The sequence below is a fragment of the Microbacterium sp. LWS13-1.2 genome (genome assembly GCF_040144835.1).
GTDB lineage: Bacteria > Actinomycetota > Actinomycetes > Actinomycetales > Microbacteriaceae > Microbacterium.
This window is the reverse complement of record NZ_CP151632.1, coordinates 4,081,642-4,107,026: the sequence shown is the minus strand read 5'-3', so window position 1 is coordinate 4,107,026 and position 25,385 is coordinate 4,081,642. Positions and strand designations below refer to the sequence as shown.

At 71.0% G+C, this 25,385-nt stretch carries 23 protein-coding genes; 9 read left to right on the top strand and 14 right to left on the bottom strand.

All coding sequences use genetic code 11. From position 1 onward, the window contains the following. Window positions 1-38: 38 nt before the first annotated feature. From MRBLWS13_RS18850 to MRBLWS13_RS18840, 3 genes are all read right to left on the bottom strand, one after another. Complete coding sequence (locus tag MRBLWS13_RS18850) at window positions 39-1,097, bottom strand: hemolysin family protein (RefSeq protein ID WP_349426845.1); 1,059 nt, start codon at window positions 1,095-1,097, stop codon at window positions 39-41. Continuing rightward, on the bottom strand, window positions 1,094-2,425 hold the full coding sequence (locus MRBLWS13_RS18845; protein WP_349426844.1) for a hemolysin family protein: 1,332 nt from the start codon (window positions 2,423-2,425) through the stop codon (window positions 1,094-1,096). The genes MRBLWS13_RS18850 and MRBLWS13_RS18845 overlap by 4 nt, the downstream gene beginning before the upstream one ends. Window positions 2,426-2,634: 209 nt before the next feature. Beyond that, window positions 2,635-4,092 (bottom strand): GuaB1 family IMP dehydrogenase-related protein, encoded by a 1,458-nt coding sequence (locus MRBLWS13_RS18840; protein ID WP_349426843.1) that lies wholly within the window; start codon window positions 4,090-4,092, stop codon window positions 2,635-2,637. A gap of 178 nt (window positions 4,093-4,270) precedes the next feature. Here MRBLWS13_RS18840 and MRBLWS13_RS18835 point away from each other — a divergent pair, with 178 nt between their 5' ends. Then, window positions 4,271-7,993: a multifunctional oxoglutarate decarboxylase/oxoglutarate dehydrogenase thiamine pyrophosphate-binding subunit/dihydrolipoyllysine-residue succinyltransferase subunit gene (locus tag MRBLWS13_RS18835; RefSeq protein WP_349426842.1), complete on the top strand. Its 3,723-nt coding sequence runs from the start codon at window positions 4,271-4,273 to the stop codon at window positions 7,991-7,993. Between the two features lie 309 nt (window positions 7,994-8,302). Here the strand turns inward: MRBLWS13_RS18835 and MRBLWS13_RS18830 are convergent, their stop codons facing one another. Both MRBLWS13_RS18830 and MRBLWS13_RS18825 read right to left on the bottom strand, forming a co-directional pair. Continuing rightward, entirely contained in the window at window positions 8,303-9,862 is a 1,560-nt protein-coding gene (locus MRBLWS13_RS18830) for a glycerol-3-phosphate dehydrogenase/oxidase (protein ID WP_349426840.1), read from the bottom strand. Further along, a complete protein-coding gene (locus tag MRBLWS13_RS18825) occupies window positions 9,859-10,446 on the bottom strand; it encodes a helix-turn-helix domain-containing protein (RefSeq protein ID WP_349426839.1) in 588 nt (195 codons plus the stop codon). Before MRBLWS13_RS18825 ends, MRBLWS13_RS18830 begins: the two co-directional genes overlap by 4 nt. Before the next feature lie 34 nt (window positions 10,447-10,480). Between MRBLWS13_RS18825 and MRBLWS13_RS18820 the strand changes: the two genes are divergently transcribed. Further along, window positions 10,481-12,145 carry an FAD-binding oxidoreductase gene (locus MRBLWS13_RS18820; protein ID WP_349426838.1) on the top strand — a complete coding sequence of 555 codons (1,665 nt, stop codon included), beginning with the start codon at window positions 10,481-10,483 and terminating at the stop codon, window positions 12,143-12,145. Continuing rightward, complete coding sequence (locus MRBLWS13_RS18815; RefSeq protein WP_349426837.1) at window positions 12,142-13,047, top strand: diacylglycerol kinase; 906 nt, start codon at window positions 12,142-12,144, stop codon at window positions 13,045-13,047. Before MRBLWS13_RS18820 ends, MRBLWS13_RS18815 begins: the two co-directional genes overlap by 4 nt. 18 nt (window positions 13,048-13,065) lie before the next feature. Here the strand turns inward: MRBLWS13_RS18815 and MRBLWS13_RS18810 are convergent, their stop codons facing one another. Further along, window positions 13,066-13,308 (bottom strand): zf-HC2 domain-containing protein, encoded by a 243-nt coding sequence (locus tag MRBLWS13_RS18810; RefSeq protein ID WP_349426836.1) that lies wholly within the window; start codon window positions 13,306-13,308, stop codon window positions 13,066-13,068. Beyond that, window positions 13,305-13,913 carry a sigma-70 family RNA polymerase sigma factor gene (locus MRBLWS13_RS18805; RefSeq protein WP_349429108.1) on the bottom strand — a complete coding sequence of 203 codons (609 nt, stop codon included), beginning with the start codon at window positions 13,911-13,913 and terminating at the stop codon, window positions 13,305-13,307. Before MRBLWS13_RS18805 ends, MRBLWS13_RS18810 begins: the two co-directional genes overlap by 4 nt. A gap of 167 nt (window positions 13,914-14,080) precedes the next feature. On the opposite strand from MRBLWS13_RS18805, the gene aroA reads away from it, so the two are divergent. The 3 genes from aroA to bcp all read left to right on the top strand — a co-directional run bounded on the left by aroA (window position 14,081) and on the right by bcp (window position 17,134). Then, the gene (aroA, locus tag MRBLWS13_RS18800) at window positions 14,081-15,454 is read left to right on the top strand and encodes a 3-phosphoshikimate 1-carboxyvinyltransferase (protein ID WP_349426835.1); all 1,374 of its coding nucleotides are present in this window, start codon (window positions 14,081-14,083) and stop codon (window positions 15,452-15,454) included. 64 nt (window positions 15,455-15,518) lie between these two features. Continuing rightward, entirely contained in the window at window positions 15,519-16,583 is a 1,065-nt protein-coding gene (rsgA, locus tag MRBLWS13_RS18795) for a ribosome small subunit-dependent GTPase A (RefSeq protein ID WP_349426834.1), read from the top strand. Between the two features lie 80 nt (window positions 16,584-16,663). Continuing rightward, window positions 16,664-17,134, top strand: coding sequence for a thioredoxin-dependent thiol peroxidase (gene bcp, locus MRBLWS13_RS18790; protein WP_349426833.1), 471 nt, complete (start codon window positions 16,664-16,666; stop codon window positions 17,132-17,134). Between the two features lie 76 nt (window positions 17,135-17,210). Here the strand turns inward: bcp and MRBLWS13_RS18785 are convergent, their stop codons facing one another. Next, window positions 17,211-17,639 (bottom strand): histidine kinase, encoded by a 429-nt coding sequence (locus tag MRBLWS13_RS18785; RefSeq protein WP_349426832.1) that lies wholly within the window; start codon window positions 17,637-17,639, stop codon window positions 17,211-17,213. Between the two features lie 245 nt (window positions 17,640-17,884). On the opposite strand from MRBLWS13_RS18785, the gene MRBLWS13_RS18780 reads away from it, so the two are divergent. Beyond that, a complete protein-coding gene (locus tag MRBLWS13_RS18780) occupies window positions 17,885-18,133 on the top strand; it encodes a WhiB family transcriptional regulator (protein ID WP_018171995.1) in 249 nt (82 codons plus the stop codon). A gap of 102 nt (window positions 18,134-18,235) precedes the next feature. Here MRBLWS13_RS18780 and MRBLWS13_RS18775 read toward each other — a convergent pair whose 3' ends face one another. From MRBLWS13_RS18775 to MRBLWS13_RS18765, 3 genes are read right to left on the bottom strand one after another with little or no spacing between them, the layout of a single operon-like run. Beyond that, window positions 18,236-19,720, bottom strand: a complete 1,485-nt coding sequence (locus tag MRBLWS13_RS18775) for a histidine kinase N-terminal domain-containing protein (protein WP_349426831.1) — start codon at window positions 19,718-19,720, stop codon at window positions 18,236-18,238. A 23-nt stretch (window positions 19,721-19,743) separates the two neighbouring features. Further along, window positions 19,744-21,048 carry a P-loop NTPase gene (locus MRBLWS13_RS18770; RefSeq protein ID WP_349426830.1) on the bottom strand — a complete coding sequence of 435 codons (1,305 nt, stop codon included), beginning with the start codon at window positions 21,046-21,048 and terminating at the stop codon, window positions 19,744-19,746. An 8-nt stretch (window positions 21,049-21,056) separates the two neighbouring features. Continuing rightward, entirely contained in the window at window positions 21,057-21,689 is a 633-nt protein-coding gene (locus MRBLWS13_RS18765; protein WP_349426829.1) for a hypothetical protein, read from the bottom strand. A gap of 99 nt (window positions 21,690-21,788) precedes the next feature. Between MRBLWS13_RS18765 and MRBLWS13_RS18760 the strand changes: the two genes are divergently transcribed. Continuing rightward, window positions 21,789-22,070, top strand: coding sequence for a helix-turn-helix domain-containing protein (locus MRBLWS13_RS18760; RefSeq protein WP_349426827.1), 282 nt, complete (start codon window positions 21,789-21,791; stop codon window positions 22,068-22,070). 151 nt (window positions 22,071-22,221) lie between these two features. Here MRBLWS13_RS18760 and MRBLWS13_RS18755 read toward each other — a convergent pair whose 3' ends face one another. After that, window positions 22,222-22,830, bottom strand: a complete 609-nt coding sequence (locus MRBLWS13_RS18755; protein ID WP_349426826.1) for a hypothetical protein — start codon at window positions 22,828-22,830, stop codon at window positions 22,222-22,224. A gap of 150 nt (window positions 22,831-22,980) precedes the next feature. Here MRBLWS13_RS18755 and MRBLWS13_RS18750 point away from each other — a divergent pair, with 150 nt between their 5' ends. Further along, window positions 22,981-23,418, top strand: coding sequence for an Rv3235 family protein (locus tag MRBLWS13_RS18750; protein WP_308868367.1), 438 nt, complete (start codon window positions 22,981-22,983; stop codon window positions 23,416-23,418). A 74-nt stretch (window positions 23,419-23,492) separates the two neighbouring features. Here MRBLWS13_RS18750 and MRBLWS13_RS18745 read toward each other — a convergent pair whose 3' ends face one another. Together MRBLWS13_RS18745 and MRBLWS13_RS18740 are read right to left on the bottom strand one after the other, a co-directional pair. Continuing rightward, window positions 23,493-23,849: a hypothetical protein gene (locus MRBLWS13_RS18745; RefSeq protein WP_349426825.1), complete on the bottom strand. Its 357-nt coding sequence runs from the start codon at window positions 23,847-23,849 to the stop codon at window positions 23,493-23,495. A 74-nt stretch (window positions 23,850-23,923) separates the two neighbouring features. Then, window positions 23,924-25,150, bottom strand: a complete 1,227-nt coding sequence (locus tag MRBLWS13_RS18740) for a pyridoxal phosphate-dependent aminotransferase (protein ID WP_349426824.1) — start codon at window positions 25,148-25,150, stop codon at window positions 23,924-23,926. Window positions 25,151-25,385 lie beyond the last annotated feature (235 nt).

Below are 25,385 nucleotides of genomic sequence, written 5' to 3'. Positions count from 1 at the left end.
CGCGGCACAGGGCCGCGGCATCCGCTCGTGGTCGTGGATCAGAAGCCGCGACGACGGGTCGCGTCCTGCACCTCTCCGATGAGCTCCTCGATGATGTCCTCGAGGAACAGCACCGCGGTGATCTCTCCGGCGTCGTCGCGCACCTGGGCGAGGTGACGGCCGGCACGCCGCATGAGAGCGAGCGCGTCCTCGAGGTCGGTCGACTCGAGCACGGGCACCATGTGGTGGATGCGCTTGGTCGGGATCGGGCGAGCCACGTCGGTGGCGGCATCCGGCCCCTCCGCCGCCCGCAGGATGTCTTTGAGGTGGACGTAGCCGCCCGGCACGCCCGCCTCGTCGACGATCACGTAGCGCGAGAAGCCGTGCTTGGCGACCGCGCGCTCGATCTCGGCAGGGGTCGTGGTCTCGGGGAGCGTCACGAGCTGCGACAGCGGCACCGCGACATCGGTGGCCTTCTTGTCGGTGAACTCCAGCGCGGCCGACACGGTGCCGGCCGTGTCGGCGAGCACCCCCTCGATGCGCGACTGGTTCACGATCGTCGCGACCTCCTCGAGCGTGAAGGTCGAGGCGGCCTCGTCCTTCGGCTCGACTCGGAACAGGCGCACCACGTGGTTGGCGATCCAATTGAGGCTCACGATGATCGGATGGAAGAGCTTCGACACCCACACCAGCGGCGTGGCGAGCATGAGGACGGCGCGATCCGGCACCGAGAACGCGAGGTTCTTGGGCACCATCTCGCCGAAGACGACGTGCAGGTACGACACCAGCACGAGTGCGACCGCGAACGCGACACCGTCCACGACGGCCTCCGACCAGCCGGTGAGACCTAGCGGCCCTGCCAGGAGGTGGTGGATGGCTGGCTCCGAGACGTTCAGGATTAGCAGCGAGCAGATCGTGATGCCCAGCTGGCTCGTCGCCAGCATCAGCGTCGCGTGCTCCATCGCGTACAGCGCGGTCTTGGCCGACCGCGATCCCTTCTCGGCGAGCGGCTCGATCTGCGAGCGGCGCGCCGAGATGACGGCGAACTCGGCGCCGACGAAGAAGGCGTTGGCGATGAGCAGCACCACCAGCCAGGCGATTCCGGCCCAGTCGCTCATCGGCGATCACCTGCCTCGATCGCCGCGTCCTCGTGCGGCATCGGAGTCGGCGTGAACCGGACGCGGTCCACCCGTCGTCCTTCCATGCGCTGGACCTCGAGGGCGCCGTCCTCGATCTCGACGGTGTCGCCGGCGACCGGGATGCGTTCGAGCACGCTCATGATGTAGCCGCCCACGGTGTCGTACACGTCGCCCTCGGGGATGCGGATGCCGGTGCGATCGCGCACCTCATCGGGGCGCAGCTCGCCGGGGAAGATGACGGTGTCTTCGACGCGCACGATGCCCGCGCGGCGACGGTCGTGCTCGTCGAGCACCTCGCCGACGATCTCCTCGACGAGGTCTTCGAGAGTGACGACGCCCGCGGTGCCGCCGTACTCGTCGACGACCACGGCCATCTGATAGCCGCGGGCGCGCAGCTCGGACATGAGCACATCGAGGTGGACCGCCTCGGGGAAGCGCAGCGGCTCGGTCGCGAGCGCGGCGGCGGGCACGTCGGCGCGGCGCTCGCGGGGCACGCCCACGGCCGCCTTGAGATGCACGATGCCGGTGATGTCGTCCATGGACTCGCCGTACACGGGGAAGCGGCTGTGCCCGGTGCGTCTGGCCAGCTGGATGACATCCTCGGCGGAGTCGTCGGCGGCGAGCGCGTGGATGCTCGGCCGGGGCGTCATGACGTCGGCTGCCGACAATCGCGCGAAGGTGAGGCTGCGGTCGAGGAGCGAGGCGGTGTCCTCCTCCAGCACGCCCGCACTGGCGGAGCGGCGGACGAGGCTCGACAGCTCCTCGGCCGTCCGCGCACCGGAGAGCTCCTCCTTCGGCTCGATGCCGACCGCGCGCAGCACGCCGTTCGCGCTGCCGTTGAGCACCACGACGGCAGGACGGAACACCGTCGTGAACCCGACTTGGAACGGCATCACGAGCTTGGCGGTCTGCCGCGGGATGGCGAGCGCGAAGTTCTTGGGGACGAGCTCGCCGATGATCATCGAGAACACCGTCGCGATCGAGACGCCGATGATCGCGGCCAGCGGTCGCGAGACGCCGGGCGGGATGCCCCACGCGTCGAATACGGGTGCGAGCAGGTTCGAGATCGCCGGCTCCATCGTGTAACCGGTGAGGAGCGTGGTCAGCGTGATGCCGAGCTGCGCGCTCGAGAGGTGGGTCGACGTGATGCGCAGCGCGCTGATCGTGAGCGAGAGACGGGTCTCACCCGCCTCCTGACGGGATTCGAGATCAGCCCGGTCGAGGTTGACGAGCGCGAACTCGCTCGCCACGAACAGGCCGGTCCCGATCGTGAGCAGAAGCCCCACGCCCAACATGACGTAATCCATCACGCATCACCCCCGATCGAACGGGAGGCGGGTCGGTGGGGCGAGGGTCTGCAACTAGGGGGGTCGTCCATCGTGCCGACAAGTCTACGGCAGGCGTTCCGCAGTCCGACCGGTCGGCTGCCACCCCTCGCCGCCGGGCGCCAGCACGCGTCAGACCGACCGATGAGTCCCCGCGTCGTCCGGCGGAGTGGTTCACCCCGCCGTCGTGTTCACCAGCTGACGGGGAGCGCCTTGCCCTCTTCGTAGCCGGCGGCGGACTGCAGGCCGACGAGGGCGCGGTCACGGAACTCGGCGACGGTCGATGCGCCGGCGTAGGTGAACGACGACCGCACACCCGAGGTGATCATGTCGAGCAGGTCCTCGAGTCCCGGACGCAGCGGGTCGAGGTAGATCCTCGACGACGAGATCCCCTCGGCGAACAGCTCCTTGCGGGCGAGCTCGTACGGGTCGAGGCGTCCGAACCGATCGTGGACCGCCTTCGTCGAGGCCATGCCCCACGATTCCTTGTAGGCGCGGCCGGCGTCGTCGACCTGCAGCTCTCCGGGAGCCTCGATGGTGCCGGCGAACCACGAGCCGATCATGACGGATGCCGCGCCCGCGGCCAGCGCGAGCGCCACGTCGCGGGGGTACCGCACGCCGCCGTCCGCCCACACGTGCGCGCCCATGACCCGTGCGGCCTCGGCGGTCTCGAGGACCGCGGAGAACTGGGGCCGTCCCACCGCCGTCATCATGCGGGTCGTGCACATCGCGCCGGGTCCGACGCCGACTTTGAGGATCGTCGCGCCGGCGGTGACCAGGTCGTGCACGCCTTCGGCGGTCACGACGTTGCCGGCGGCGATCGGGATGCCGAGGTCGAGGTCGGCGACGGTGCGCAGCGCCCGCAGCATGCCCTCCTGGTGGCCGTGCGCCGTGTCGACGACGAGCACGTCGACACCGGCCGCGGCCAGCGCCTGCGCCTTCGCCGCGACATCGCCGTTGATCCCGATCGCCGCAGCGACGATCAGGCGTCCCGAGGCGTCGACGGCGGGCCGGTACAGCGTCGAGCGCAGGGCGCTGCGACGCGAGAGCGTGCCGACGAGGTGGCCGTGGTGCAACACGGCCACCGTCTCGGCCTCGGCTGCGACGATGACGTCGAACGCGTGGCGCGCGCCCTCGATGTCGTCGGCGTCGACGGATGCACCCCGCCCGCGCGCGAGATCGCCGAGGCGCGCGTCGGGCAGGGCCGTGCCCAGCCGGGTCGCCGGCACGATGCCGAGGATGTCGTCAGCATCGACGTGTGCCGCGGAGGCGTCGGCCACCACGATGCCGTGCCCGTCGGTGGCGGGGAGCAGCCGCGCGGCGTCGGCGACGGTCGCGTCCGGGGGCAGGACCATGGGCGTGTCCCACTCGACCGGCTGCGCCTTCACCCAGCGGATGGCGGCGTCGAGCTCCTGCAGCGGCATGTCCTGAGGCAGCACGCCGAGTCCGCCCCGGCGTGCGAGCGTGGCAGCCAGGCGGGCGCCGGTGACGGAGTTCATGTTGGCCGACACGAGCGGAAGCGTCGCCGTCGTGCCGTCGCCGGGCGAGAGGTCGACGTCGAGGCGACTGGTGATCGCCGAACGCCGCGGAACGAGGAAGACGTCAGAATAGGTCAGGTCGACGTCGGGTGTTTCGCCGTAGAACTCCATGAGCGCCAAGGGTAGTGACAGTTCCTGTGCGGATAATCCTGCGGATTCTTTCAGCCTCCGCAGCCGGTGGGGCCGGAACGGCCCGCGCAGACTGGGCTAGGCTTAACCGTCGCGTGTGCGGGCTTTCAGCGCCCCGCGCGCATCCCAGAACTTCACCGATGAAAGCAGGCGATTCAGCGTGTCGAGCCAGGTGACGGGCGTCGGGGTTTCGAACGAGGGAGAGTTCGGAGCCAACGAGTGGCTCGTCGAGGAACTGTACGAACAGTTCAAAATCGACCGGAACTCCGTCGACAAGGCGTGGTGGCCCGTTCTCGAGGCCTACCACCCTGCCGACGGCGCAGCACCGACGGCGCCTTCCGCGCCGGCTCCGGAGACCCCGGCCGCGGGAGCAACCCCGCCGGCGGCATCCGAGGAGCCCCGACCGGTGACCGCCCCGATCCCCGTGATCGGCGCACAGCCGGTGGCGCGCACCACCGCGCGCCCGGCCGCACCGCAGCCGATCCCGGCGCAGGCACCCAAGGCCCAGCCGTCGTCCTCGACGGAGCAGCCCCAGCCGCAGGCCGACGTCGTCACGACGCTCAAGGGCATGCCGAAGACGCTCGCGGCGAACATGGACGAGTCGCTGACGGTTCCGACCGCGACGAGCGTGCGCACCGTGCCGGCCAAGCTGATGATCGACAACCGCATCGTCATCAACAACCACATGTCGCGCACGCGCGGCGGCAAGGTGAGCTTCACGCACCTCATCGGCTGGGCGATCATCCAGGCGCTCAAGGAGTTCCCGAGCCAGAACGTGTTCTACGCCGAGATCGACGGCAAGCCGTCCGTCGTCGCCCCGGCGCACATCAACCTCGGCATCGCGATCGACCTGCCGCGCCCTGACGGCACCCGGGCCCTGCTCGTGCCGAGCATCAAGCGCGCCGAGCAGCTCACGTTCAACGAATACCTCACGACCTACGAGGACCTCGTCGTCCGCGCTCGCGGCAACAAGCTGACCGCCGCGGACTTCCAGGGCACCACGATCTCGCTGACCAACCCCGGCGGCATCGGCACCGTCCACTCGGTGCCGCGCCTCATGAAGGGGCAGGGCTGCATCGTCGGCGCCGGTGCGCTCGAGTACCCCGCCGAGTTCCAGGGCGCGAGCGACAAGACGCTCAACGAGCTCGCGATCGGCAAGACGATCACGCTCACCAGCACGTACGACCACCGCGTCATCCAGGGTGCGGGCTCGGGCGAGTTCCTCAAGAAGGTGCACGAGCTGCTCATCGGCCAGCGCGGCTTCTACGACGACATCTTCGCGGCGCTGCGCATCCCGTACGCCTCGATCCACTGGGCCGCCGACATCAACGTCGACCTCGCCGAGCGCGTCGACAAGACCGCGCGGGTGCAGGAGCTCATCAACTCGTTCCGCGTCCGCGGCCACCTGATGGCCGACACCGACCCGCTCGAGTACGTGCAGCGCACGCACCCCGACCTGGAGATCGAGAACCACGGCCTGACGTTCTGGGACCTCGACCGCGAGTTCGTCACGAACGGGTTCGGCGGCAAGCGTCAGATGAAGCTCCGCGACATCCTCGGTGTGCTGCGCGACTCCTACTGCCGCACGATCGGCATCGAATACATGCACATCCAGGACCCCGGGCAGCGCGCGTGGTTCCAGGAGAACGTCGAGATCAAGTACCAGAAGCCCGGTCACGACGAGCAGCTGCGCATCCTCGACAAGCTCAACCAGGCCGAGGCGTTCGAGACGTTCCTGCAGACGAAGTACGTCGGGCAGAAGCGCTTCAGCCTCGAGGGCGGCGAGTCGCTGATCCCCCTCCTCGACGAGATCCTGCAGGGTGCGGCCGAGGCCGGCCTCGACGGCGCCGCGATCGGCATGGCCCACCGCGGCCGCCTCAACGTGCTGACCAACATCGCCGGCAAGACCTACGGCCAGGTGTTCCGCGAGTTCGAGGGGTCCGTCGCCATCGGCTCGAAGAGCGGATCGGGCGACGTCAAGTACCACCTCGGCACCGAGGGCACGTTCGTCGCAGACAACAGGTCCGAGCTGCCGGTGTACCTCGCCGCGAACCCCTCGCACCTCGAGACGGTCGACGGAGTGCTCGAGGGCATCGTCCGTGCGAAGCAGGACCGCAAGCCGATCGGCACCTTCACCTGGCTGCCGATCCTCGTGCACGGCGACGCGGCCTTCTCCGGCCAGGGCGTCGTCGTCGAGACTCTGCAGATGTCGCAGCTGCGCGGCTACCGCACGGGCGGCACGGTGCACGTGGTCGTCAACAACCAGGTCGGCTTCACCACGACGCCCACCGACGCGCGCACCTCGGTGTACGCCACCGACGTCGCCAAGACGATCCAGGCGCCGATCTTCCACGTGAACGGCGACGATCCCGAAGCCGTGACGCGGGTCGCCCAGCTGGCTTTCGCCTACCGCGAGCGCTTCCATCGCGATGTCGTCGTCGATCTCGTCTGCTACCGCCGCCGCGGACACAATGAGGGCGACGACCCCTCGATGACGCAGCCGCTCATGACCAACCTCATCGAGGCGAAGCGCTCCGTGCGCCGACTGTACACCGAGGCCCTCGTCGGCCGCGGCGACATCACCGAGGAGGAGTACGAGAAGGCGAAGCAGGACTTCCAGAACCGCCTCGAGATCGCCTTCGCCGAGACCCATGCGGCCGAGACCGGCTCGTCGCCGGTGGTCGCCCCGGAGGCCGCCGCCGCCCAGCCCGCGGCCGGCGAGCCCGACACCACGGGCGTCTCGCGCGAGATGATCAGCCTCATCGGCGACACCTTCGTCAACAAGCCCGAGGGCTTCACGGTCCACAACAAGCTGCAGCAGTTGCTCGACAAGCGGCTCGACATGAGCCGCAACGGCTCGATCGACTGGGGCTTCGGCGAGCTGCTGGCCTTCGGCTCGCTGCTGCTCGAGAAGACCAACGTCCGCCTCGCCGGCCAGGACTCGCGTCGCGGCACGTTCGTGCAGCGGCACGCCGTGCTCCACGACCGCTCCAACGGCCAGGAGTGGATCCCGCTCACGAACCTCAGTGAGGACCAGGGCCGGTTCTACGTCTACGACTCGCTGCTCAGCGAGTACGCGGCGATGGCTTTCGAGTACGGCTACTCGGTCGAGCGCGCCGATTCGCTGGTGCTGTGGGAAGCGCAGTTCGGCGACTTCGGCAACGGCGCGCAGTCGGTCGTCGACGAGTTCATCTCGTCGGCGGACCAGAAGTGGGGCCAGCAGTCGAGCGTCGTGCTGCTCCTCCCCCACGGCTACGAGGGTCAGGGCCCCGATCACTCGTCGGCACGCATCGAGCGGTACCTGCAGATGTGCGCGCAGGACAACATGACGGTCGCGCGGCCGTCCACGCCCGCCTCGTACTTCCACCTGCTGCGCCGCCAGGCGTACGCGCGTCCCCGCCGCCCGCTCATCGTGTTCACGCCCAAGGCGATGCTGCGCCTGCGCGGGGCGACGAGCCCGGTCGACGACTTCCTCACCGGCAGGTTCGAGCCGGTGCTCGACGACGACCGCGGCGTCGACAAGTCCGCCGTCAAGCGCGTGCTGCTGCACGCCGGCAAGATCCACTGGGATCTGCGCGCCGAGCTGGAGAAGAACCCTAACCCGACGATCGCGCTCGTCCGCCTGGAGCAGTACTACCCGGCCCCGGTCGAAGAGCTCAACGCCGTCATCGACTCGTACCCGAACGCCGAGCTGGTGTGGGTGCAGGACGAGCCCGAGAACCAGGGTGCGTGGCCGTTCATCGCGCTCGAGGTCGTGAAGCACCTGCGTGGCCGCACCATCAGCCGCGTCTCGCGGGCGTCCGCGGCATCGACTGCGACCGGATCGCCCAAGGTGCACGCCGCCGAGCAGGCCGCCATCATGCAGCAGGCGCTCACGGTCTAGGCCACGAGTTCGCCGATCCGGCCCCGGACGCCCTCCTCCCTGAGGACGCGTCCGGGGCCTGATCGCGTCAGCCCGTGGGCGTCGTCGTCTCCACCTCGACGGTCCTCGCCGCCGTCCTGGGACGGATTCCTGCCAACCCCGGAGCCACTCGACGCCGGTCCGCTGCGAGCAGATGGGTGCGGTCCTCAGTCGAGGAGAACGGGAACGGTCCTCAGTTGAGGAGCTGCGCCGAGATGCGGACCCCGCCACGGCGTGTCGACCCTCGTCTCGGCTCCTGTCCTCAATTGAGGACCCTCCACGTCGGTGCCCTCAGTCGTCGAGCGGTTCCACGCCCGCGCGGGCGAATGCCGCGGCGGCGGCATGCGTCGAGCTCGCACGGTCCGCCTCGACCAGGCCCAGTCGCGTGCGCCGGTCGAGGAGGTCGGAGATGCTGAGCGCACCCTCGACGGCGACGCCCCACTGAAGCTCCTGCGGCGTCACGCCGCACGCCGCCCCCGGCCCCTCGGGCAGCGACGCCGCGTACGCCGCCTCGGCGCCGAAGCGGCGCACGAGGCGCGGTGGCGCGGCGATCTCACCCAGCCGAGGCCGCGGCCACGCCCCCACGAGCGGGATCGACCGGGTGGGCGAGGGCCGCGACGGCAGCCCGGGGTCGCGGCGGATGACGGCGTCCACGGCATCCTCCGCCATGCGCCGGTAGGTGGTGAGCTTGCCGCCGACGATGCTGAGCACGCCGGACGACGACTCGATGAGCTCGTGGCGACGCGACAGGTCGCTGGTGTCGTCGTCGTGCTGGCCCGCCAGCAGCGGACGCAGGCCCGCGAAGGTCGCCAGCACATCGGCGCGCTGGAGGGGATCCGCGAGCACGGTGTTGACGGTGCCGAGCAGAGTGTCGATCTCGGGCTCGGTCGCGTGCGCGACCTCCGGGATCGGCCCGTCGGCCGGCACGTCCGTGAGCCCGATGTAGGTGCGGCCGTGCTGCGCCGGGAGGGTGAACACGAAGCGGCTGCTCGATCCCGGGATCGGAACCGTGAGGGAGACGTCCGATCCGCCGAGCCGCTCCGTCGACACCACCAGGTGGGTGCCCCGGCTCGGCCGCAGCCGCACCTGCGGATCCAGGTCGCCCGCCCAGACGCCCGTGGCGCTCACCACCGCCCGGGCGCGGACGTCGACGGTCGCGCCGGTCACCAGATCGCGCAGGGTCGCGGTGCGCCCGGTCGCCGAGAGCGCCTCGACACGCGTGAGGACGGATGCCCCGTACCCGGCGGCCGTCCGCGCGACGGCGACGACCAGCCGGGCATCGTCGATGAGCTGACCGTCCCAGCCCCGCACACCTCCGCGCAGGCCCTCGGCGCGCACGGACGGGGCGAGGCGGAGGGTCTCGCCGCGACTGATCGCGCCGGGGCCGGGCAGGAGAGCGCCCGGGGTGCCCACCGCGCGGCGGAGCCCGTCGCCCAGCTCGTACCCCAGTCCGATGTAGGCGCCGCGCGACAGGTGACCCGGCCCGTGCAGCGGCACGACCTGCGCCAGCGCGCGCGTCAGATGCGGCGCCGTGCGGGTGAGGAGGATGTGCCGCTCGAGTGCGCTCTCGCGGGCGATGCCGACCTGCCCCGAGGCGAGGTAGCGCAGGCCGCCGTGCACGAGCTTCGAGCTGAAGCGGCTGGTCCCGTGCGCGAGGTCGTGCCGTTCGACCAGGACGGTGCGCAGCCCGCGGCTCGCGGCATCCAGGGCGATCCCCACTCCCGTGATGCCGCCGCCGACGACGAGCAGATCGATCTCGCGAGCGCCGGCGAGCGCTTCGAGCTCGCGCGCACGGCGGGCCGCGGTGAGAGCCGATGCGAGCGGCGTGCGCCCGACGATCCGCGACGTCATCGGGTCTGCTCGCCGGAGGGTGAGAGGTAGCCGCGCAGCGCGTGCCCGAGCTCGGTGCGCCAGGCGTCGTCCGGCAGCCACTCCGCCACCAGCGGTGCGGACTGCACGGCGGACTGCGCGATGAGCAGCACCATCGCGGCCAGCTGGGCGGAGTCGCCCGGACGCACATAGCCGGCTCGCTGCCCGGCGGCGATGCGCCGGGCGGTCTCGGCGTGAATGGCCCGCTGGCTCGTGCCGAGCCGGTCGAGGATGTAGTGCGCGAAGAGCTCAGGATCGGTGTCGCGCAGCCGGTCGACGAGCGGCAGCCGGCGCACCCGGTCGGCGGTCTCGACCAGCAGAGCGGCGAGTTCATCGAGGTCGGTGCACTCGCGCTCGCCCGCGGGAAGTGCCGCCACGAGCTCTCGCGTGACGAGGGCGGCGAAGACCGCCTGCGCGTCGGGCCAGTAGCGGTACAGCGTCTGCCGTGCGATTCCGCAGCGACGGGCGATGTCGGATGCCGTCGTCCGGCGGATTCCGTGCGCCAGCACCTCCGCCAGCGCGGCGTCCAGGATCGCGGTCTCCGTGTCGAGCGCTCCATCGGCCATGTGACAACCATACAGAATGTGTCATACTGTCGCCATGGCTGCGACGGCGCACACCGACACTTCGAGCGACCCTGCCCCCCCGCCGCGTCCGCTCGCGATCCCCGCGCCGCGCCCTCGCGGCCGATGGGATGCCTGGGGCGACGAGCCCGCGCGCCTCCCGGCCGCAGCGAAGGCGATCGTCGCGACACTCCTGCCCGGCAAGGCGCATCCGGTGCCGCATCGCGCGGCGCCGGTCCTCGCACCCTCGCAGCTCGCGGACGCCGACCTCGACGCCCTCGCGGCGATCGTGGGCAGCGCGCACGCGACGCGCGATGACGCCGTGCGGATGAGTCACCTCGGCGGGAAGAGCACGCCCGACCTGTTGCGCCGCCGCCTCGACGATCCCCAGGCCGCCCCCGACGCCGTCGCCTGCCCTGCCGGTCACGACGAGGTCGGCGCCGTGCTGCGGCTCTGCACGGAGCGCGGGATCGCCGTCGTCCCCTTCGGCGGCGGCACATCGGTCGTCGGCGGGGTCGATCCCGTGCGCGGAGCGCACCGCGCCGTGATCGCGCTGGACCTCAGCCGGACCGCTGCCCTCCTCGCGCTCGACGAGGTGTCGCTCCTGGCCACCTTCGGGGCCGGCACGACCGGTCCGCAGGCCGAGGAGCTGCTCGCTGAGCACGGCTTGACCCTCGGCCACTTCCCGCAGAGCTTCGCCTACGCCTCGCTCGGCGGCTACGCCGCGACGCGGTCGAGCGGCCAGGCCTCGCGCGGCTACGGCCGCTTCGACGACCTCGTCCACGCCCTCCGCGCCGCCACGCCGGCTGGTGATCTCAGCCTCGGCCGCTCCCCCGCCAGCGCCGCCGGCCCCGACCTGCGGCAGCTCCTCCTGGGCTCGGAGGGCGCGTTCGGCGTGCTCACCGAGATCACCGTGCGCGTGAGGCCCATCCCCGCGGCGACCGCGTACCGGGCATGGTCCTTCCCCGACTTCGCGTCCGGATCGGCGGCGTTCCGCGAGGCCACGCAGCGCGGCATCCGTCCCACCGTCCTCCGGCTCAGCGACGAGACCGAGACGCGCGTGAACGCCGCGATGGGCGGCCACCTCACCCGGCTGCGCGGATGCCTGGCCGTCGCGACCTTCGAAGGCACGACGTCAGCGGACGCCGAGGCTGCGCGCGATGATCTCGACTCCGTCCTCACCGCACACGGGGCGACGTCGCGCGGCGAGGATCCGGCCCGCTCGTGGGAGCGTGGGCGCTTCGCGTCTCCCGCGCTGCGCGACACGCTGATGGACGTCGGCGTCCTCGCCGAAACACTCGAGACGGCGACGACGTGGGCGAACCTGCCGGCGCTCAAGCGCGCCGTCACCGCCGCGCTGACCGAGAGCCTCACCGCGACGGGCACCAAGCCGATCGTGCTGTGCCACATCTCGCACGTGTACCCGGCGGGCGCCTCGCTCTACTTCACGGTGGTCGCGGCGCTCACCGACGACCCGCAGGGCCAGTGGGCGCGGGCGAAGGATGCCGCTTCCCGGGCGATCGGAGACGCTCACGGCACGATCACCCACCACCACGCAGTCGGCCGCGATCACCGCCCGTATCTCGAGGCGGAGATCGGCGCGCTCGGCCTCGAGGTGCTCCGCGCGGTGAAGGCAGTCCTCGACCCCGCCGGGATCATGAACCCGGGCACCCTCGTCACCACGCCGGCCGATCCCGCATGAAGGTCGCCCTCCTGGTCAACCCCGCCGCGCGGGCGGGCGCCCACACGGGAGCCGCGACCCAGGCTGCCGAGCGGCTGCGCACCCACGGGGTGCAGACCTCGATCCTCAGCGGCGGGAGCGCGGCGGAATCATCCGCGCTGCTGCGCGCCGCGATCCAGGTCGGAGTGGATGCCGTCGCCGTCGCGGGGGGCGACGGCACCGTGAACCTCGCGATCCAGGAGGTCGCCGGCACCGGGATCCCGCTGGGAATCGTGCCGTCGGGCAGCGGCAACGACGTCGCAGCCACGCTCGGGCTGCGAGAGCTCGACGTCGCCGCGGCCGCCGACGCGATCGCAGGCGGCCGCACGCGCCGCATCGACCTGGCGCGCGTCACGCGCGACGACGGCTCGACCCGTTACTTCGGGTCCGTCCTCGCCAGCGGCTTCGACTCGAAGGTCAACGACCGCGCCAACGCGATGCGGTGGCCGCGAGGCGGCTCCCGGTACAACATCGCGATCCTCGTCGAGTTCCTGACGCTGGCCGGCATCCCGTACGAGGTCGAGCTCGAGCTCGCCGACGGCACCCGGGTGCAGCAGCGCGGCGACCTCGTGATGGCGACGGTGGGAAACGGGCGCACATATGGCGGCGGCATCCCGATCTGCCCGGACGCCGACCCGGCCGACGGCCTGCTCGATCTCGTGCTGGTCCGTCCCGCCGGCCGCCTGCGTCTGCTGAGACTGCTGCCGCGCGTCTACCGCGGCACGCACGGCACGGTGCCCGGGGTGTCGATCCGGCGGGTGCGCTCGGTGCGGCTCTCGTCGCCGGGCGTGACCGCCTATGCGGACGGAGACCCGATCGGCGCGCTGCCGCTGACGGTCGACGTCGCGCCCGGCGCACTCACCATCTTCACGCCCGCCGGCTGACCGCCGGCGCCAGAGGCGTCAATGCGCCGCCTGGACCGCCCGGAGCTTCGCCAGCACCTGATCGCGCAGCTCTTCGGGTGCACTCTCCTTGCACGCCCGCGCCACCACTTCGGTGAGGGTGCGCGCCACTAGGGCCTCGTCGCGGCAGCCCGCGCAGTGCTCCAGGTGCTCGGCGATGTCGCTCTGCTCGGTCTTGCAGACCTCGTGGCGCAGGTACTCCTCCAGGTCGCGCCGCGCCTTCTCACAGCCGCAGTCGGTCATTTCGTGCTCCTCGTGGCGGCAGTCGCGATGCCGCGCTCTCTTGCGTAGTCGGCCAGCAGCTCACGAAGCATCCGCCTGCCACGATGCAGGCGGCTCATGACCGTGCCGATGGGGGTCTTCATGATGTCGGCGATCTCCTGGTACGCGAAGCCCTCGACGTCGGCGAGGTACACCGCCAGCCGGAAGTCCTCCCGGATGGACTGCAGCGCGTCCTTCACGACCGACGCGGGCATGTGGTCGATGGCCTCGGCCTCGGCCGAGCGGGTGCTCGACGCGGTGGTCGACTCGGCGCCGCCGAGCTGCCAGTCCTCGAGGTCGTCGATCGTGCCCTGGTACGGCTCGCGCTGCTTCTTGCGATACGTGTTGATGTAGGTGTTCGTCAGGATGCGGTACAGCCACGCCTTGAGGTTCGTGCCCTGGGTGAAGGTCTTCCACGACGCGAACGCCTTGACGAAAGTCTCCTGCACCAGATCTGCCGCGTCCGCGGGGTTGCGAGTCATGCGCATGGCGGCCGCGTACAACTGGTCCATGAAGGGCAGTGCCTGCTCTTCGAACTGCGCACGCGGATCCTGCACTTGGTCCGTCTGGTCGATCGGGTCGCTCATCACGCGCCAGTCTACGGCGGCGGCTTGCACGCCGCCCGGGACCCGCACGACGGGCTCGCTGTGCAGCGGCGCTTCGAGATCGAGGCGATCGAGAGTGGCGAACATCCGGCTCCGCTCAGTGGGTGGCTCCCGGCCACTGTCGACCGGGTTCAGTAGGGTAGAACCCGATGACAGCCGACGCGTATTCCCCGACCTCCGCGCCGATCGGGCGCGGCCACTGGCACGCTCCGGTGGCGGACGGGCCGCTGCACGCGACGGTGACCGTCCCCGGCTCGAAGTCGCTGACGAATCGCGAGCTCATCCTCGCCTCTCTCGCCGACGCTCCGAGCCGCCTCATCGCCCCGCTGCACTCCGACGATTCGGCTCGCATGATCGACGCGCTGCGCTCGCTCGGCGTCGGGATCGAGCTGGTCCCCGGCACCGGGCGGTATGGCGACGACATCGAGGTGACTCCGGTGTGGCCGCTGCGCGGCGGCACCGAGGTGAACTGCGGACAGGCCGGCACCGTCATGCGCTTCGTCGCCGGGCTCGGCGGGTTCGCCCGCGGCGACGTCACCGTCACGGCGCACGAGAGCGCGTTGCACCGCCCGATGGGCGCGATGATCACGGCGCTGCGCGACGTCGGGGTCGACATCGACGACGGCGGCCACTGGGCACTGCCGTTCAGCATCCGCGGGCATGGCCACGTCCGCGGCGGCGAGGTCACGATCGACGCCAGCGCCTCGAGCCAATTCGTGTCGGGCCTGCTTCTGGCCGCCCCGCGATTCGACGTCGGCCTGCAGCTCCGCCACTCGGGGGATCGGCTTCCCAGCATTCCGCACATCGACATGACCGTCGAGGCCCTCGCTCACCGCGGCGTGCACGTCGAGCGTCCGGGCGTCGGCGAATGGATCGTGCCGGCGGGGCCTATCCGCGGCAAGGACGTCGCCATCGAGCCCGACCTGTCGAACGCCGCGCCGTTCCTCGCCGCCGCGATGGTCGTCGGCGGCTCCGTGTCGGTCACCGGCTGGCCGGCCCACTCGACGCAGCCTGGCGCCATGCTCACCGACATCCTCTCCCTGATGGGTGCTCGTGCGGTCCGCCGCGGCGGGGCGCTCACCGTCACCGGCGGCGCCGGCATCCAGGGCGTCGACCTCGACCTGTCGGCCGCCGGCGAACTCACCCCCACGATCTTCGCACTCGCCGCGTTCGCCGACTCGCCCTCGACGCTCCACGGGATCGGCCATATCCGCGGACACGAGACCGACCGCATCGCGGCACTCGTCGCCGAGCTGCGCGGCCTGGGCGGAGAGGCGGAAGAGCTTCCCGACGGCATCCGCATCGTGCCGCGCCCGCTCCACGGCGGCGTGTGGCACGCCTCCCACGACCACCGCATGGCGACCACCGGTGCTCTCATCGGCCTGGCCGTACCGGGCGTCGAGGTCGACGACATCGGCACCACCGCCAAGACGATGCCCGAGTTCCCGCAGATCTGGCAGCGCATGCTCGACGGCGAGCACGCCGACGGCGGCGTCTCCGAGGAGACGATGCGCGCCTCGTGAACGGGCGAGTAGTCGGTGGCGGAGCTGACGGGATGACCATGGTGAAGCAGCTCAGGACGACGTCATGAGCTGGCTCGACGATCTCGACGACGACGAGGACGAGTCGGAGTTCGACGAAGCCGATATCCGGGTGCGGCCCAACCCCAAGGCGAACCGGCCCCGTACCAAGCGGCGACCCGCGCACAGCGACGCCCAGATCGCCCGCGTGCTCGGGGTGGATCGCGGCCGCTACACGGTGCTGCTCGACGAAGACCTGCCCGGCGAGCGCACCGTGCTCGGCGTGCGGGCCCGCGAGCTGCGCAAGATGCCGATCGTCACGGGCGACCGCGCGCGCGTGGTGGGCGACGCCTCGGGCGACGACGGCACCCTCGCCCGGATCGTCGGCATCGAGGAGCGCACATCGCTGCTGCGCCGCAGCGCAGACGACACCGACCAGGTCGAGCGGATCGTCGTCGCCAACGCCGACCAGATGCTCGTCGTCGTGGCGGCGGCCGATCCGGAACCCCGCCCGCGGCTCGTCGACCGGTACCTCGTGGCGGCGCTGGATGCCGGCATCCGCCCCCTCCTCGTCGTGACGAAGACGGACCTGGCCGACCCTGCCGAGTTCCTGGCGCACTTCGAGGGCCTCGACCTCATGGTGTTCACGAGCGGGCGCGACGAGATGCCGCTCGAACGGATCGGCGCCGCTCTCGAGGGGCACTCGACGGTGTTCGTGGGACACTCCGGCGTCGGCAAGTCCACCCTCGTCAACGCCCTCGTGCCCGACGCCCGACGCGCGACGGGCCACGTCAACGTCGTCACCGGTCGCGGGCGTCACACCTCGAGCTCGACGGTGTCGCTGCGCTACCTCGGCGCGGGCGGCAACGGCTGGGTGATCGATACGCCGGGCGTCCGCTCGTTCGGCCTCGGTCACGTGGATCCCGCGAACATCCTCCGCGCGTTCACGGATCTCGCCGAGGTCGCCGAAGAGTGCCCACGCGGGTGCACGCACCTGCCGGACGCCCCCGACTGCGCCATCGTCGAAGCCGTCGAGGCAGGAACACTTGGGCCCGGCGGGCCGGCGCGCCTCGACTCGCTGCAGCGGTTACTCGAGACCTTCGCCGACAAGTCCCACAAGTCTGGCACCTGAGCAGCCGTGACAGGGTCCTGGTCGTCTCCGGGGTGTGACCCCGTCCGCTCGACCGGAAGCTCCCCACCTAGAGTGGAGCGGTGACCACGACGCGACTCGAACCCGGATCCGCCGCCCCCGCTTTCACCCTCGTCGATCAGGACGACAAGGCCGTGACGCTCAAAGACCTCCGCGGCGGCCGCGTGATCCTCTTCTTCTATCCCGAGGCGATGACACCGGGCTGCACCAAGGAGGCTTGCGACTTCCGCGACAGCCTCGCGCCGCTGCAGGCGGCGGGGTACACGATCCTCGGCATCTCGCGCGACCAGCCCGAGAAGCTCCGCCGGTTCCGCGAACGCGACGGCCTCACGTACGACCTCCTGAGCGACCCCGACCACGCGGTGCACGAGAAGTACGGCGTGTGGGGCGAGAAGGTCAACTACGGCAAGACGTTCATGGGCGTCATCCGCTCCACGTTCGTGGTGGACGAGCAGGGCCGCATCTCTCACGCCCTCTACAACGTGCGCGCCACCGGGCACGTCGCACGGCTGCGCACCCTGCTGGGCGTCTAGGGGGTCCGCCGGCTGCGGGCGGCCTCGCCGAGCTTCCCGGCGGTCGCCGGATGGCCGCGACTCGCGTCCTGCGACGTCAGCGGGATGCCGCGCCCGGGGCCTCGTCGTCGGCGCTGCCGTCCTGGCGGCGTGCCGCACGACCGGCGTCGCGCACGGCCAGCACGAGCAGCACCAGCGTGAGCAGGGCCGGGACGGCCAGAGCCAGGGCGATCGACGGATCGGCGAAGGACCCCGTCGCCGCGCCGAACGCCACCGCAAGGATCAGCAACTGAGTGACGATGCCCCCCGAGCGACCCCAGGACTGTCCGCGCCATATGGCCACTGAGAACGCCATCACCGCCGCGGCGCCCACGAGCGTCAGCACCGCCAGTGCGATCGCGCTCTCGATCGATCCGGTGTCGCCCGCCACGATCGCGAGCACCTCGCGCACCGTCAGCGCCGCCAGGCCGATTCCCTCGAGCCCCAACAGCAGCGCCGCGATCCTTCCGGACAGGTTTGTCCGCATTCTCCGTCGACTCCCTCTTGCATGACCAATGGTTTGTGTGAACCCTCCACACCGCATGGGGAACACTCAGCAAGTCCTACACGAACGCGCCGATCAACCCTTGATTCAGGTAAACCGCTATGGGACGATTGGTGAAGCCGTGTGCTCCCACAGCGACGTGGGGCGAGTCAATCTCGCACATCCCACAGGGTATCGGACCCGAACCGACCCAAAACCTCATCCCCTCTGTCACAAGGAGCACCACCATGGACTGGCGCGACAAGGCTGCCTGCCTGACCGTCGACCCCGAACTGTTCTTCCCCGTGGGGAACACCGGACCGGCCGTCGATCAGATCGAGAAGGCCAAGTCGGTCTGTGCGCGTTGTACAGTGACCGAGATCTGCCTCCAGTACGCCCTTGAGACCGGACAGGACTCGGGCGTGTGGGGAGGCCTCTCCGAGGACGAGCGCCGCGCGCTCAAGCGCCGCGCCGCTCGCGCCCGCCGCGCGTCCTGACTTAGAGAGACGCCAGAGCGGATGCCCCTCGGGGCATCCGCTCTTCTTCGGTCGCCGTGCCGTCCGAAAGGGTCACCGGAGTACTGGTCTCCCTCCCGGGCGTCAGCTCCTGGCGCGCTCGATGTAGCGCAGCGGGATGTCGATCGTGACCTCGGTGCCGCTGCCCATGATCGTGTGCCAATCGATCGTGCCGCCCAGCTCGCCCTGGATGAGGGTGCGGACGATCTGCGTGCCCAGACCGCGGCCGACCTGACCTTCCGGCAGGCCCGAGCCCGTGTCGCGAACACGCACCTCAAGGCGGTCGTCGCCGCGTTCGGCGATGATCTCGACGTCACCTTCCTGGCCGGCCAAGCCATGCTCGACCGCGTTCGTGACGAGCTCGGTGAGCGCGAGGGCGAGTGGCGTCGCGTACTCGCTCGGCAGCGTGCCGAAGCGACCGGTCGAATGCGTGCGCGCCCGGGTGTTGGGAGCAGCGGCGACTTCGGCGACCAGCTTCAGCACGCGGGCGAAGACCTCGTCGAAATCGACGTTCTGCGCGAGGCCCTCCGAGAGCGTGTCGTGCACGACCGCGATGGCCGACACACGCCTCATGGCCTGCGTCAGTGCTTCGCGCGCCTCTTCGGTGTGCGAGCGGCGGGCCTGGATGCGCAGCAGCGAGGCGACGGTCTGCAGATTGTTCTTCACGCGATGGTGGATCTCGCGGATCGTCGCGTCCTTGGTGATGAGCTCCTGCTCCTGGTGGCGGATCTCAGTCACGTCGCGGCACAGCACGATGGCGCCGATGCGCGTGCCCTTGTCGCGGAGCGGGATCGTCCGCAGCGACACCGTGACGCCCCGTGCCTCGAGGTCGGCACGCCAGGGCGCGCGCCCCGTGACGACGACCGGCAGGGACTCGTCGAACTGCCGCTTCGTCGGCAGGATGCCGGTCACGACCTCGACGAGGGACTCCCCCTCGAGCTCGTCGTCGAAGCCGAGGCGGTTGAACGCCGAGAGCGCGTTGGGGCTCGCGAAGGTCGTGATGCCGTCGACGTCGAGCCTGACGAGTCCGTCGGACGCGCGGGGCGCGCCGCGGCGCGGCGAGGTGGGCGCGGCGAGGTCGGGGAAGTCGCCGGACGCGATCATGCCGAACAGGTCGTCGGCGCAGTCGTTGAAGGTGATCTGCTGGCGCGAGGGGATGCGCGCCTCCCCCAGGTTCGTGTGCCGGGTGAGCACGCCGATCACCGTGACCGTCGTTCCGGCCTTGCGCGCGACGGGCACCGCTCGTACCCGTGTCGGCGTCTCTTCGAACCAGTCCGGCGACGCGGAGTCGACGATGCCGCCTGTCTGGAACGCCTCGCGCACCTGCGTGCGCCACTGCGGCCGCACCCGGTCGCCGACGATGTCACGGTAGAACAGCGTCGCGGCGCCGCCTGGTCGCGTGTGGGCGACCGCGACGAACGAGTCATCGGATGTCGGCACCCACAGCACGATGTCGGCGAACGCCAGATCGGCGAGTAGCTGACCATCCCCCGCGAGACGGTGCAGCCACTCCACGTCCTCTTCACTGGAGCGGCCCTGGGCGTAGACGAGATCGCTGAGGGTCGACACCCGTCTAGCCTAAGGCGCTGAACTCAGGCGACCGGCGCACCGACCGTGGCGGCCTCGTCGGCACCCGCTCGCGCGGCCCGGCGGCCGCGACCCGTCCCGGCGCCACGACGTCGGCCGGTGGCCGGGCGCTGCGGCTCCGGTGCGGGCACGACGGCCTCACCGACGAATCGTCGCAGCGCGAGGGTGAGCGGAGAGCGCGGCGCGACCTCTGCGATGGGAAGCGACGCGAGGATCGCGGCATCCGTCGATCTCGGATCCTGCGGGAGGAACCACACGTCCTCGACGCCGCCGAACCGGTCGAGCGTGCGTCGCACCTGCCCACGGGCATCGATGCCCAGGGTGCCGGGCCGCAGCCGGTTCGCCACGACCGCCACCGGCGTCGCCCCGATGGTCGCGCGCAGGTCGGCGTGCCCGCGGAGGAACCGGGCGATGCCGACGGGGTCGGCGGAGACCACGGCCACGACCAGATCGGCGCTTCGCAGGGCGGCGAGGGTGGCGGCGTTGCGCCGCGGACCGTCGAGGTCGCTCACGATCTCCTCGTCGCGCTCGAGCGAGGACGCCACGTCGACGACGGTGTAGTCGGCCCATTCACGGCAGGCGGCGAGCGCGGCGGCGACCCGCCGGTCGCTCAGCTCGGGCCAGCGCGACGGGCGGTTGATGCCGGTGAGCACGTCGACGCCGGTGCGGCCGAGCGGCACCGCGATGCGGGTGAGTTCGCGGACGTCGAGACCGCCGAGCTCGGCCTGCCGGCAGGCCGCGGCGAAGCCCGGCCCCTCATCGGCGAGGCCGAGTGTGAGAGCGAGGGACGGCGCGTGCGTGTCGGCGTCGACGAGTCCCACGTGGCGGCCGCCGCGCGCGAGCTCGACAGCCAGCTCGGTCGCGACGGTGGAGCGTCCGGGCGCCCCGGACGGACCCCAGACAGCGATCACTCTCGGCTGCGAGCGTGATTCCCGCGGCGGCGCAGCCGCAGTCGTGGGACCGATCGAGAGCGCCTCGGCGATGCTCCACGGTTCGGTGTGCCGGTTCAGCGGCGCCTCCAGCCCGCACGCCGCGGCCACGCGCTCCCCCGCAGCGTCCTCGACGAGCGGTACGACACGCGTCCCCGCCCGGTCGCACAGCGCGACCACGGTGGGCGACATCGTGGCGCGCGACACCGAGACGACCAGGGCGTCGGCGTCGGCGAGCGCCCGCAGCAGCGCCTCGCCGTCGTCGCCCAGCATCCCATCTGCCGCGGCGAGCGCGGGAGCCGCGGCCGCGACCTCGGCGATGACGTCGATCCCCTCGCGACGCAGTCCCTCGACGAGGAGCACGGCGTCGTCGACGGCCACCACGACCCTCACGAGCCGGCGCCCGTCGTCGGCACGATGGAGAGTGCGGACTCGTCGGCCATCGCTGCCAGCGTCGCCGCGACATCGGCGCGTGGGATGACGATCTCGAGCGCAGCGGCGCCGCCGCCGATCATCGAGTCGTCGCGCATGACCGAGACGACGGTGGCGTCGGCGACGAGGATGCGCGGCTCGTCGTACGCACCCTGCTCCAGGAGCGGTGCGGACCACAGTTCGACGACGGTGCCCGCCTCGACCGAGCCCGGAACGTGGACGGCGCTGCGGACGACGACGCTGGTGGTGCGGGCGGCGGCCGGGTCGCCCACGGAGGCCACGGGCACGAGTTCGCCCGCCTCGATCGTGCGGGTCGCGACCTGAGTCTCATCGAGGTCGTCGGCGGTGAGGTAGGTGCCCGCCAACGACCCGAGCGCGACGTCGACGACCTTGAGGTCGCCGGTGCCGATCGTCTCGCCCGGCACGATCGTGTGCGCTGCCGCGTACGCCGGCACGGTCTGCCGTGCGGCCGAGACGACCAACCAGACGCCGACGACGGATGCCGCCACGAGCAGCACACCGAGGAAGAAGCGCGCGTCGCCCCAGAAGGCTCGTCGGGGGGTGCGGACAGGGTCGCTGTGGGCCGTCATGGCACCCATCGTCGCCGACTCGGCGCGTCGGCGTCGGGCGTTATCCACAGCCCCTCCGGGCCCCTGCCCGTACTCCGGAGGCGGGTCCATAATGGGGGCATGTCCGATGACCCGACGTCGAACGTGCGTCTGCTCGCCCCTGCCCAGGTGGGCGAGGTGCTCGGCGTCTCCGTCGACGAGGTCATGGCACTCGTGCACGAAGGACGGCTCCGCGGTCTTCGGGTCGGGTCCCCCGCGCGCTGGCGCGTGGATGCGGCGAGCATCGACGAGTACCTCGACGACCAGGCCGAGGAGGCACGGCGAATGGCGCTGTGGCGCCAGTCGCAGACGGCGAGCTTCCCCGAACTGTGGGGCAGCGGCATCGTCCGCCGACCGGACTGAGCACGCGGAGACCGGCACAGACCATCGACCCGGCCCTCCGGCGCGGGGCCGCAGACACGGGCGGCGGGGCGCGGGGCCAGCCGAGCGCGGCGCCGCAGACGCGGGCCGGACGGCCCGCCCGTCGGTAGACGCCGTCGACGGTCTGGCGGGCTCAGGGCAGCGCCGGCGCCTCGTCCGCCCGCAGCCACGCGATCGCGACGAACGGCACCAGACGGTAGCCCGCGACGGCGTCGGTGCGCCGTGGCGCGCCGGGCTCATGCAGCGCGAGGTCCAGATGATCCGCGCCCGCGCGGTCGATCGTGCCGGTGAGCACGCGTCCCGACACGAGGTGCAGCGCGACGCCGGCCCGGCGCCGCACGAGGTCGCGCAGCACGAACCCGAAGGTCAGGCGGTCGGCGAGCGGCGACCGTGGGGGCGCAGGGCGGGCGGTGCGCAGCAGGTCGGCATGCGGCATCCCGATCGAGGAGATCGCCGCGAACGGCACGATCACCGCACCGACCGGGCCCTCGGCGAGCGCGAGCGAGACCCAGTCCGCACCCACACCGGTGACACTCGCGCGCACGCTGGTGCCGTCGGCGAGGTCGAACGATGCGACCACCGGTACGCCAGGATCGCGCGCCGTCAGCAGCGTCAGTCGCTCCGTCAGCTGCACCCGCGACAGCCGTAGTCGCTCGGCCTCGGTGTCGAGCGCGGCCCGTTCCGCCTCCCATTCGGAGGCGAGCTGATCCTCGAGATCGTCGAAGAAGCGGTCCCAGCGCACTCAGTGAGAGTAGGACACGTCAGGCGATCGGGCCCCGAGTTATCCACAGGTGGAGCCGCTCGATTTTTCCTGTGAGTTCGCCGTGTGTTCTACTGTCCGGAAGACATCCCCCTGTCGAGAGAAGACATCCCCCTGTCGAGATAGGCACCCATGGCAACGACGCCCGCGGGCACCGCCCGCGCACCACACGCGTTCCGCAGCACGCAGCTCGCAGAGTTCTTCGCGCCGCAGCGGACGCCTTCCACCGCCCTCCCCCTTCCGGAACCCTTCCTGCGCAACCTCACGCTCGGCGTGCTCGAGGTCTTCGCCGGAGTCCGCGAGGTCGATCAGCTGGCCCGCTGGCTCACCGAAGACGCCTACCGCAAGCTCGTCACGCGCGCGAACCTCGCGACGCGTGCGCGCAGCGCACGCGGTGTCGCGGCGAAGCGGCCGGTGCACACGATCCTGTCCGTGCACGAGTCCTCGCCCGCCGACGGCATCGTCGAAGCGGTCGTCGTGGTCCGCGGTCCCGCGCGTACGCGCGCGCTCGCCGTGAGGATCGAGGGTATGGACGGGCGCTGGCGCGCCACCTCCCTCGCCCTCCTCTAGTGCACCCCTGAGCCGCGCCCCGACCCGGGGCGCACCCGACGACGGAGCCGGTCCCGACGATGCGGCCGGCCCCGTCAGTCCTTGTCGTCCTTGTCGATGAGGTCGAGGAGCGTCCGCAGTGCGTCGCGGATCTCGTAGTGGTCGTACTGGCCGGCCCGGCTCTCCGCAGAGATCACCCCTGAGCGGTGCACGCGCGTGAAGTCACCGAACGGGAACGAGTACGCCTGCTTCGTCTCCGCGTTCTCCCGCCGGTCGATGCCGAGATGCCAGTGGGAGTACTCGGTCCATCCTTCTCGCTCGATGAACGAATTCTCCTCATCAGCTGTGGGTGCCGCTTCCGACCAGTCGTCGCGCTCATCGCGCACGACCTTGCCGTCCCGGATGAGCGCTCGCGCGTGGCGCAGCGCCGGCTGGTTCAGTTCGATGGCCATGTCGCGACGCTACGTCGCGCGCTGTCCGCCGGCGAGGGTCTTGACGGATGCCGCCGCCGGCGGCACCCTACGCCTCACTGCCTGTACGACGACAGGAAGTTGCCGAGGCGCTCGATCGCCTCCGACAGCACGCGGGCCTCCGGCAGCGTCACGATGCGCAGGTGATCGGGAGTCGGCCAGTTGAAGCCCGTCCCCTGGACGAGCAGCACGTGCTCGGCGACGAGAAAGTCGTAGACGAGCTTGGCGTCGTCGCGGATCTCGTGCACGTTCGGGTCGAGTCGCGGGAACGCGTAGAGAGCGCCCTTCGGCTTGGAGCACGTGACGCCGGGGATGCGCTCGAGACCCTCCCACGCGGCGTCCCGCTGCTCGTGGAGCCGGCCCTCGGGGGCGATGAGCGCGTCGATCGACTGCACCCCTGACAGCGCCGCCTGCACCGCGTGCTGCGCGGGGACGTTGGGGCACAGCCGCGTCGAGGCGAGCAGCTGGATGCCCTCGAGGAAGCCTGCGGCGTGGCGCTTGGGCCCCGTGATCACGAGCCAGCCGGACCGGTAGCCCGCGACCCGATAGGTCTTGGACAGGCCGTTGAAGGTGAGGCACAGCAGGTCGGGCGCGAGTGTCGCGAGGGGGATGTGCTGGGCGTCGTCGAAGAGGATGCGGTCGTAGATCTCGTCGGACAGCAGCAGCAGCGAGTTCTCGCGCGCGATCTCGATGATGCCCTCGAGCACCTCGCGGGTGTACACCGCCCCTGTCGGGTTGTTGGGGTTGATCACGACGATCGCCTTGGTGCGCGGCGTCACCTTCGCGCGGATGTCTTCGAGATCCGGCTGCCAGTCGTCGTCGGGGTCGCAGCGGTAGTGCACGGGCGTGCCGCCGGCGAGACTCGTCATCGCGGTCCACAGCGGGTAGTCCGGCGCCGGGATGAGGACCTCGTCGCCCTCGTCGAGCAGCGCCTGCATCGTCATCGTGATGAGCTCCGAGACGCCGTTGCCGAGGTAGACGTCGTCGGGGTCGAACTGCGGGAACCCGGGCACCTGCTCGTACCGCGACACCACGGCGCGCCGCGCTGACATGATGCCCTTGCTGTCGCTGTAGCCGTGCGCGTGCGGGACCGCCTCGATCATGTCGCGGACGATCTGGAACGGCGCCTCGAAGCCGAACACCGCCGGGTTGCCGGTGTTCAGCTTGAGGATCGTGTAACCCTCGTCCTCCAGCCGGTCTGCCTCGGCCAGTGCCTGCCCGCGGATCTCGTAGAGAACGTTCTGGAGCTTGCTCGACTGGTCGAGGGTACGGAGGGGACTCATCGCATCAGGATATCCGCGGCCGGCGAGGGCCAATGGACGCCCCGTGGCTCGCGACCCAGGCGGTCGCGAGATCAGGTGATCTCACCGGCGTAGGACGATCTGCGCGAAATCGTCCTACCTCCGCGAAATCACCTGATCTGGAGGCGTGGATGCCGCGAGCCGGCGTCGAAGCGCCGGCGACGTCGACGAGGCCGGTCGTGGAGATGGGATGCCTCGGCTCGACGTCGTACGCCGT

Bases quoted from the DNA above. Each gene is read 5' to 3' on its own strand.
- MRBLWS13_RS18850 (WP_349426845.1), bottom strand. From the start codon at position 1,097: ATGAGCGACTGGGCCGGAATCGCCTGGCTGGTGGTGCTGCTCATCGCC.
- MRBLWS13_RS18845 (WP_349426844.1), bottom strand. From the start codon at position 2,425: ATGGATTACGTCATGTTGGGCGTGGGGCTTCTGCTCACGATCGGGACC.
- MRBLWS13_RS18840 (WP_349426843.1), bottom strand. From the start codon at position 4,092: ATGGAGTTCTACGGCGAAACACCCGACGTCGACCTGACCTATTCTGAC.
- MRBLWS13_RS18830 (WP_349426840.1), bottom strand. From the start codon at position 9,862: ATGACGTCGCGGATCGTCGGGCGCACGCCGCTCGCATCGGCTCTCACC.
- MRBLWS13_RS18825 (WP_349426839.1), bottom strand. From the start codon at position 10,446: ATGGCCGATGGAGCGCTCGACACGGAGACCGCGATCCTGGACGCCGCG.
- MRBLWS13_RS18820 (WP_349426838.1), top strand. From the start codon at position 10,481: ATGGCTGCGACGGCGCACACCGACACTTCGAGCGACCCTGCCCCCCCG.
- MRBLWS13_RS18815 (WP_349426837.1), top strand. From the start codon at position 12,142: ATGAAGGTCGCCCTCCTGGTCAACCCCGCCGCGCGGGCGGGCGCCCAC.
- MRBLWS13_RS18810 (WP_349426836.1), bottom strand. From the start codon at position 13,308: ATGACCGACTGCGGCTGTGAGAAGGCGCGGCGCGACCTGGAGGAGTAC.
- MRBLWS13_RS18805 (WP_349429108.1), bottom strand. From the start codon at position 13,913: ATGAGCGACCCGATCGACCAGACGGACCAAGTGCAGGATCCGCGTGCG.
- aroA (WP_349426835.1), top strand. From the start codon at position 14,081: ATGACAGCCGACGCGTATTCCCCGACCTCCGCGCCGATCGGGCGCGGC.
- rsgA (WP_349426834.1), top strand. From the start codon at position 15,519: ATGAGCTGGCTCGACGATCTCGACGACGACGAGGACGAGTCGGAGTTC.
- MRBLWS13_RS18785 (WP_349426832.1), bottom strand. From the start codon at position 17,639: ATGCGGACAAACCTGTCCGGAAGGATCGCGGCGCTGCTGTTGGGGCTC.
- MRBLWS13_RS18780 (WP_018171995.1), top strand. From the start codon at position 17,885: ATGGACTGGCGCGACAAGGCTGCCTGCCTGACCGTCGACCCCGAACTG.
- MRBLWS13_RS18765 (WP_349426829.1), bottom strand. From the start codon at position 21,689: ATGACGGCCCACAGCGACCCTGTCCGCACCCCCCGACGAGCCTTCTGG.
- MRBLWS13_RS18760 (WP_349426827.1), top strand. From the start codon at position 21,789: ATGTCCGATGACCCGACGTCGAACGTGCGTCTGCTCGCCCCTGCCCAG.
- MRBLWS13_RS18750 (WP_308868367.1), top strand. From the start codon at position 22,981: ATGGCAACGACGCCCGCGGGCACCGCCCGCGCACCACACGCGTTCCGC.
- MRBLWS13_RS18745 (WP_349426825.1), bottom strand. From the start codon at position 23,849: ATGGCCATCGAACTGAACCAGCCGGCGCTGCGCCACGCGCGAGCGCTC.
- MRBLWS13_RS18740 (WP_349426824.1), bottom strand. From the start codon at position 25,150: ATGAGTCCCCTCCGTACCCTCGACCAGTCGAGCAAGCTCCAGAACGTT.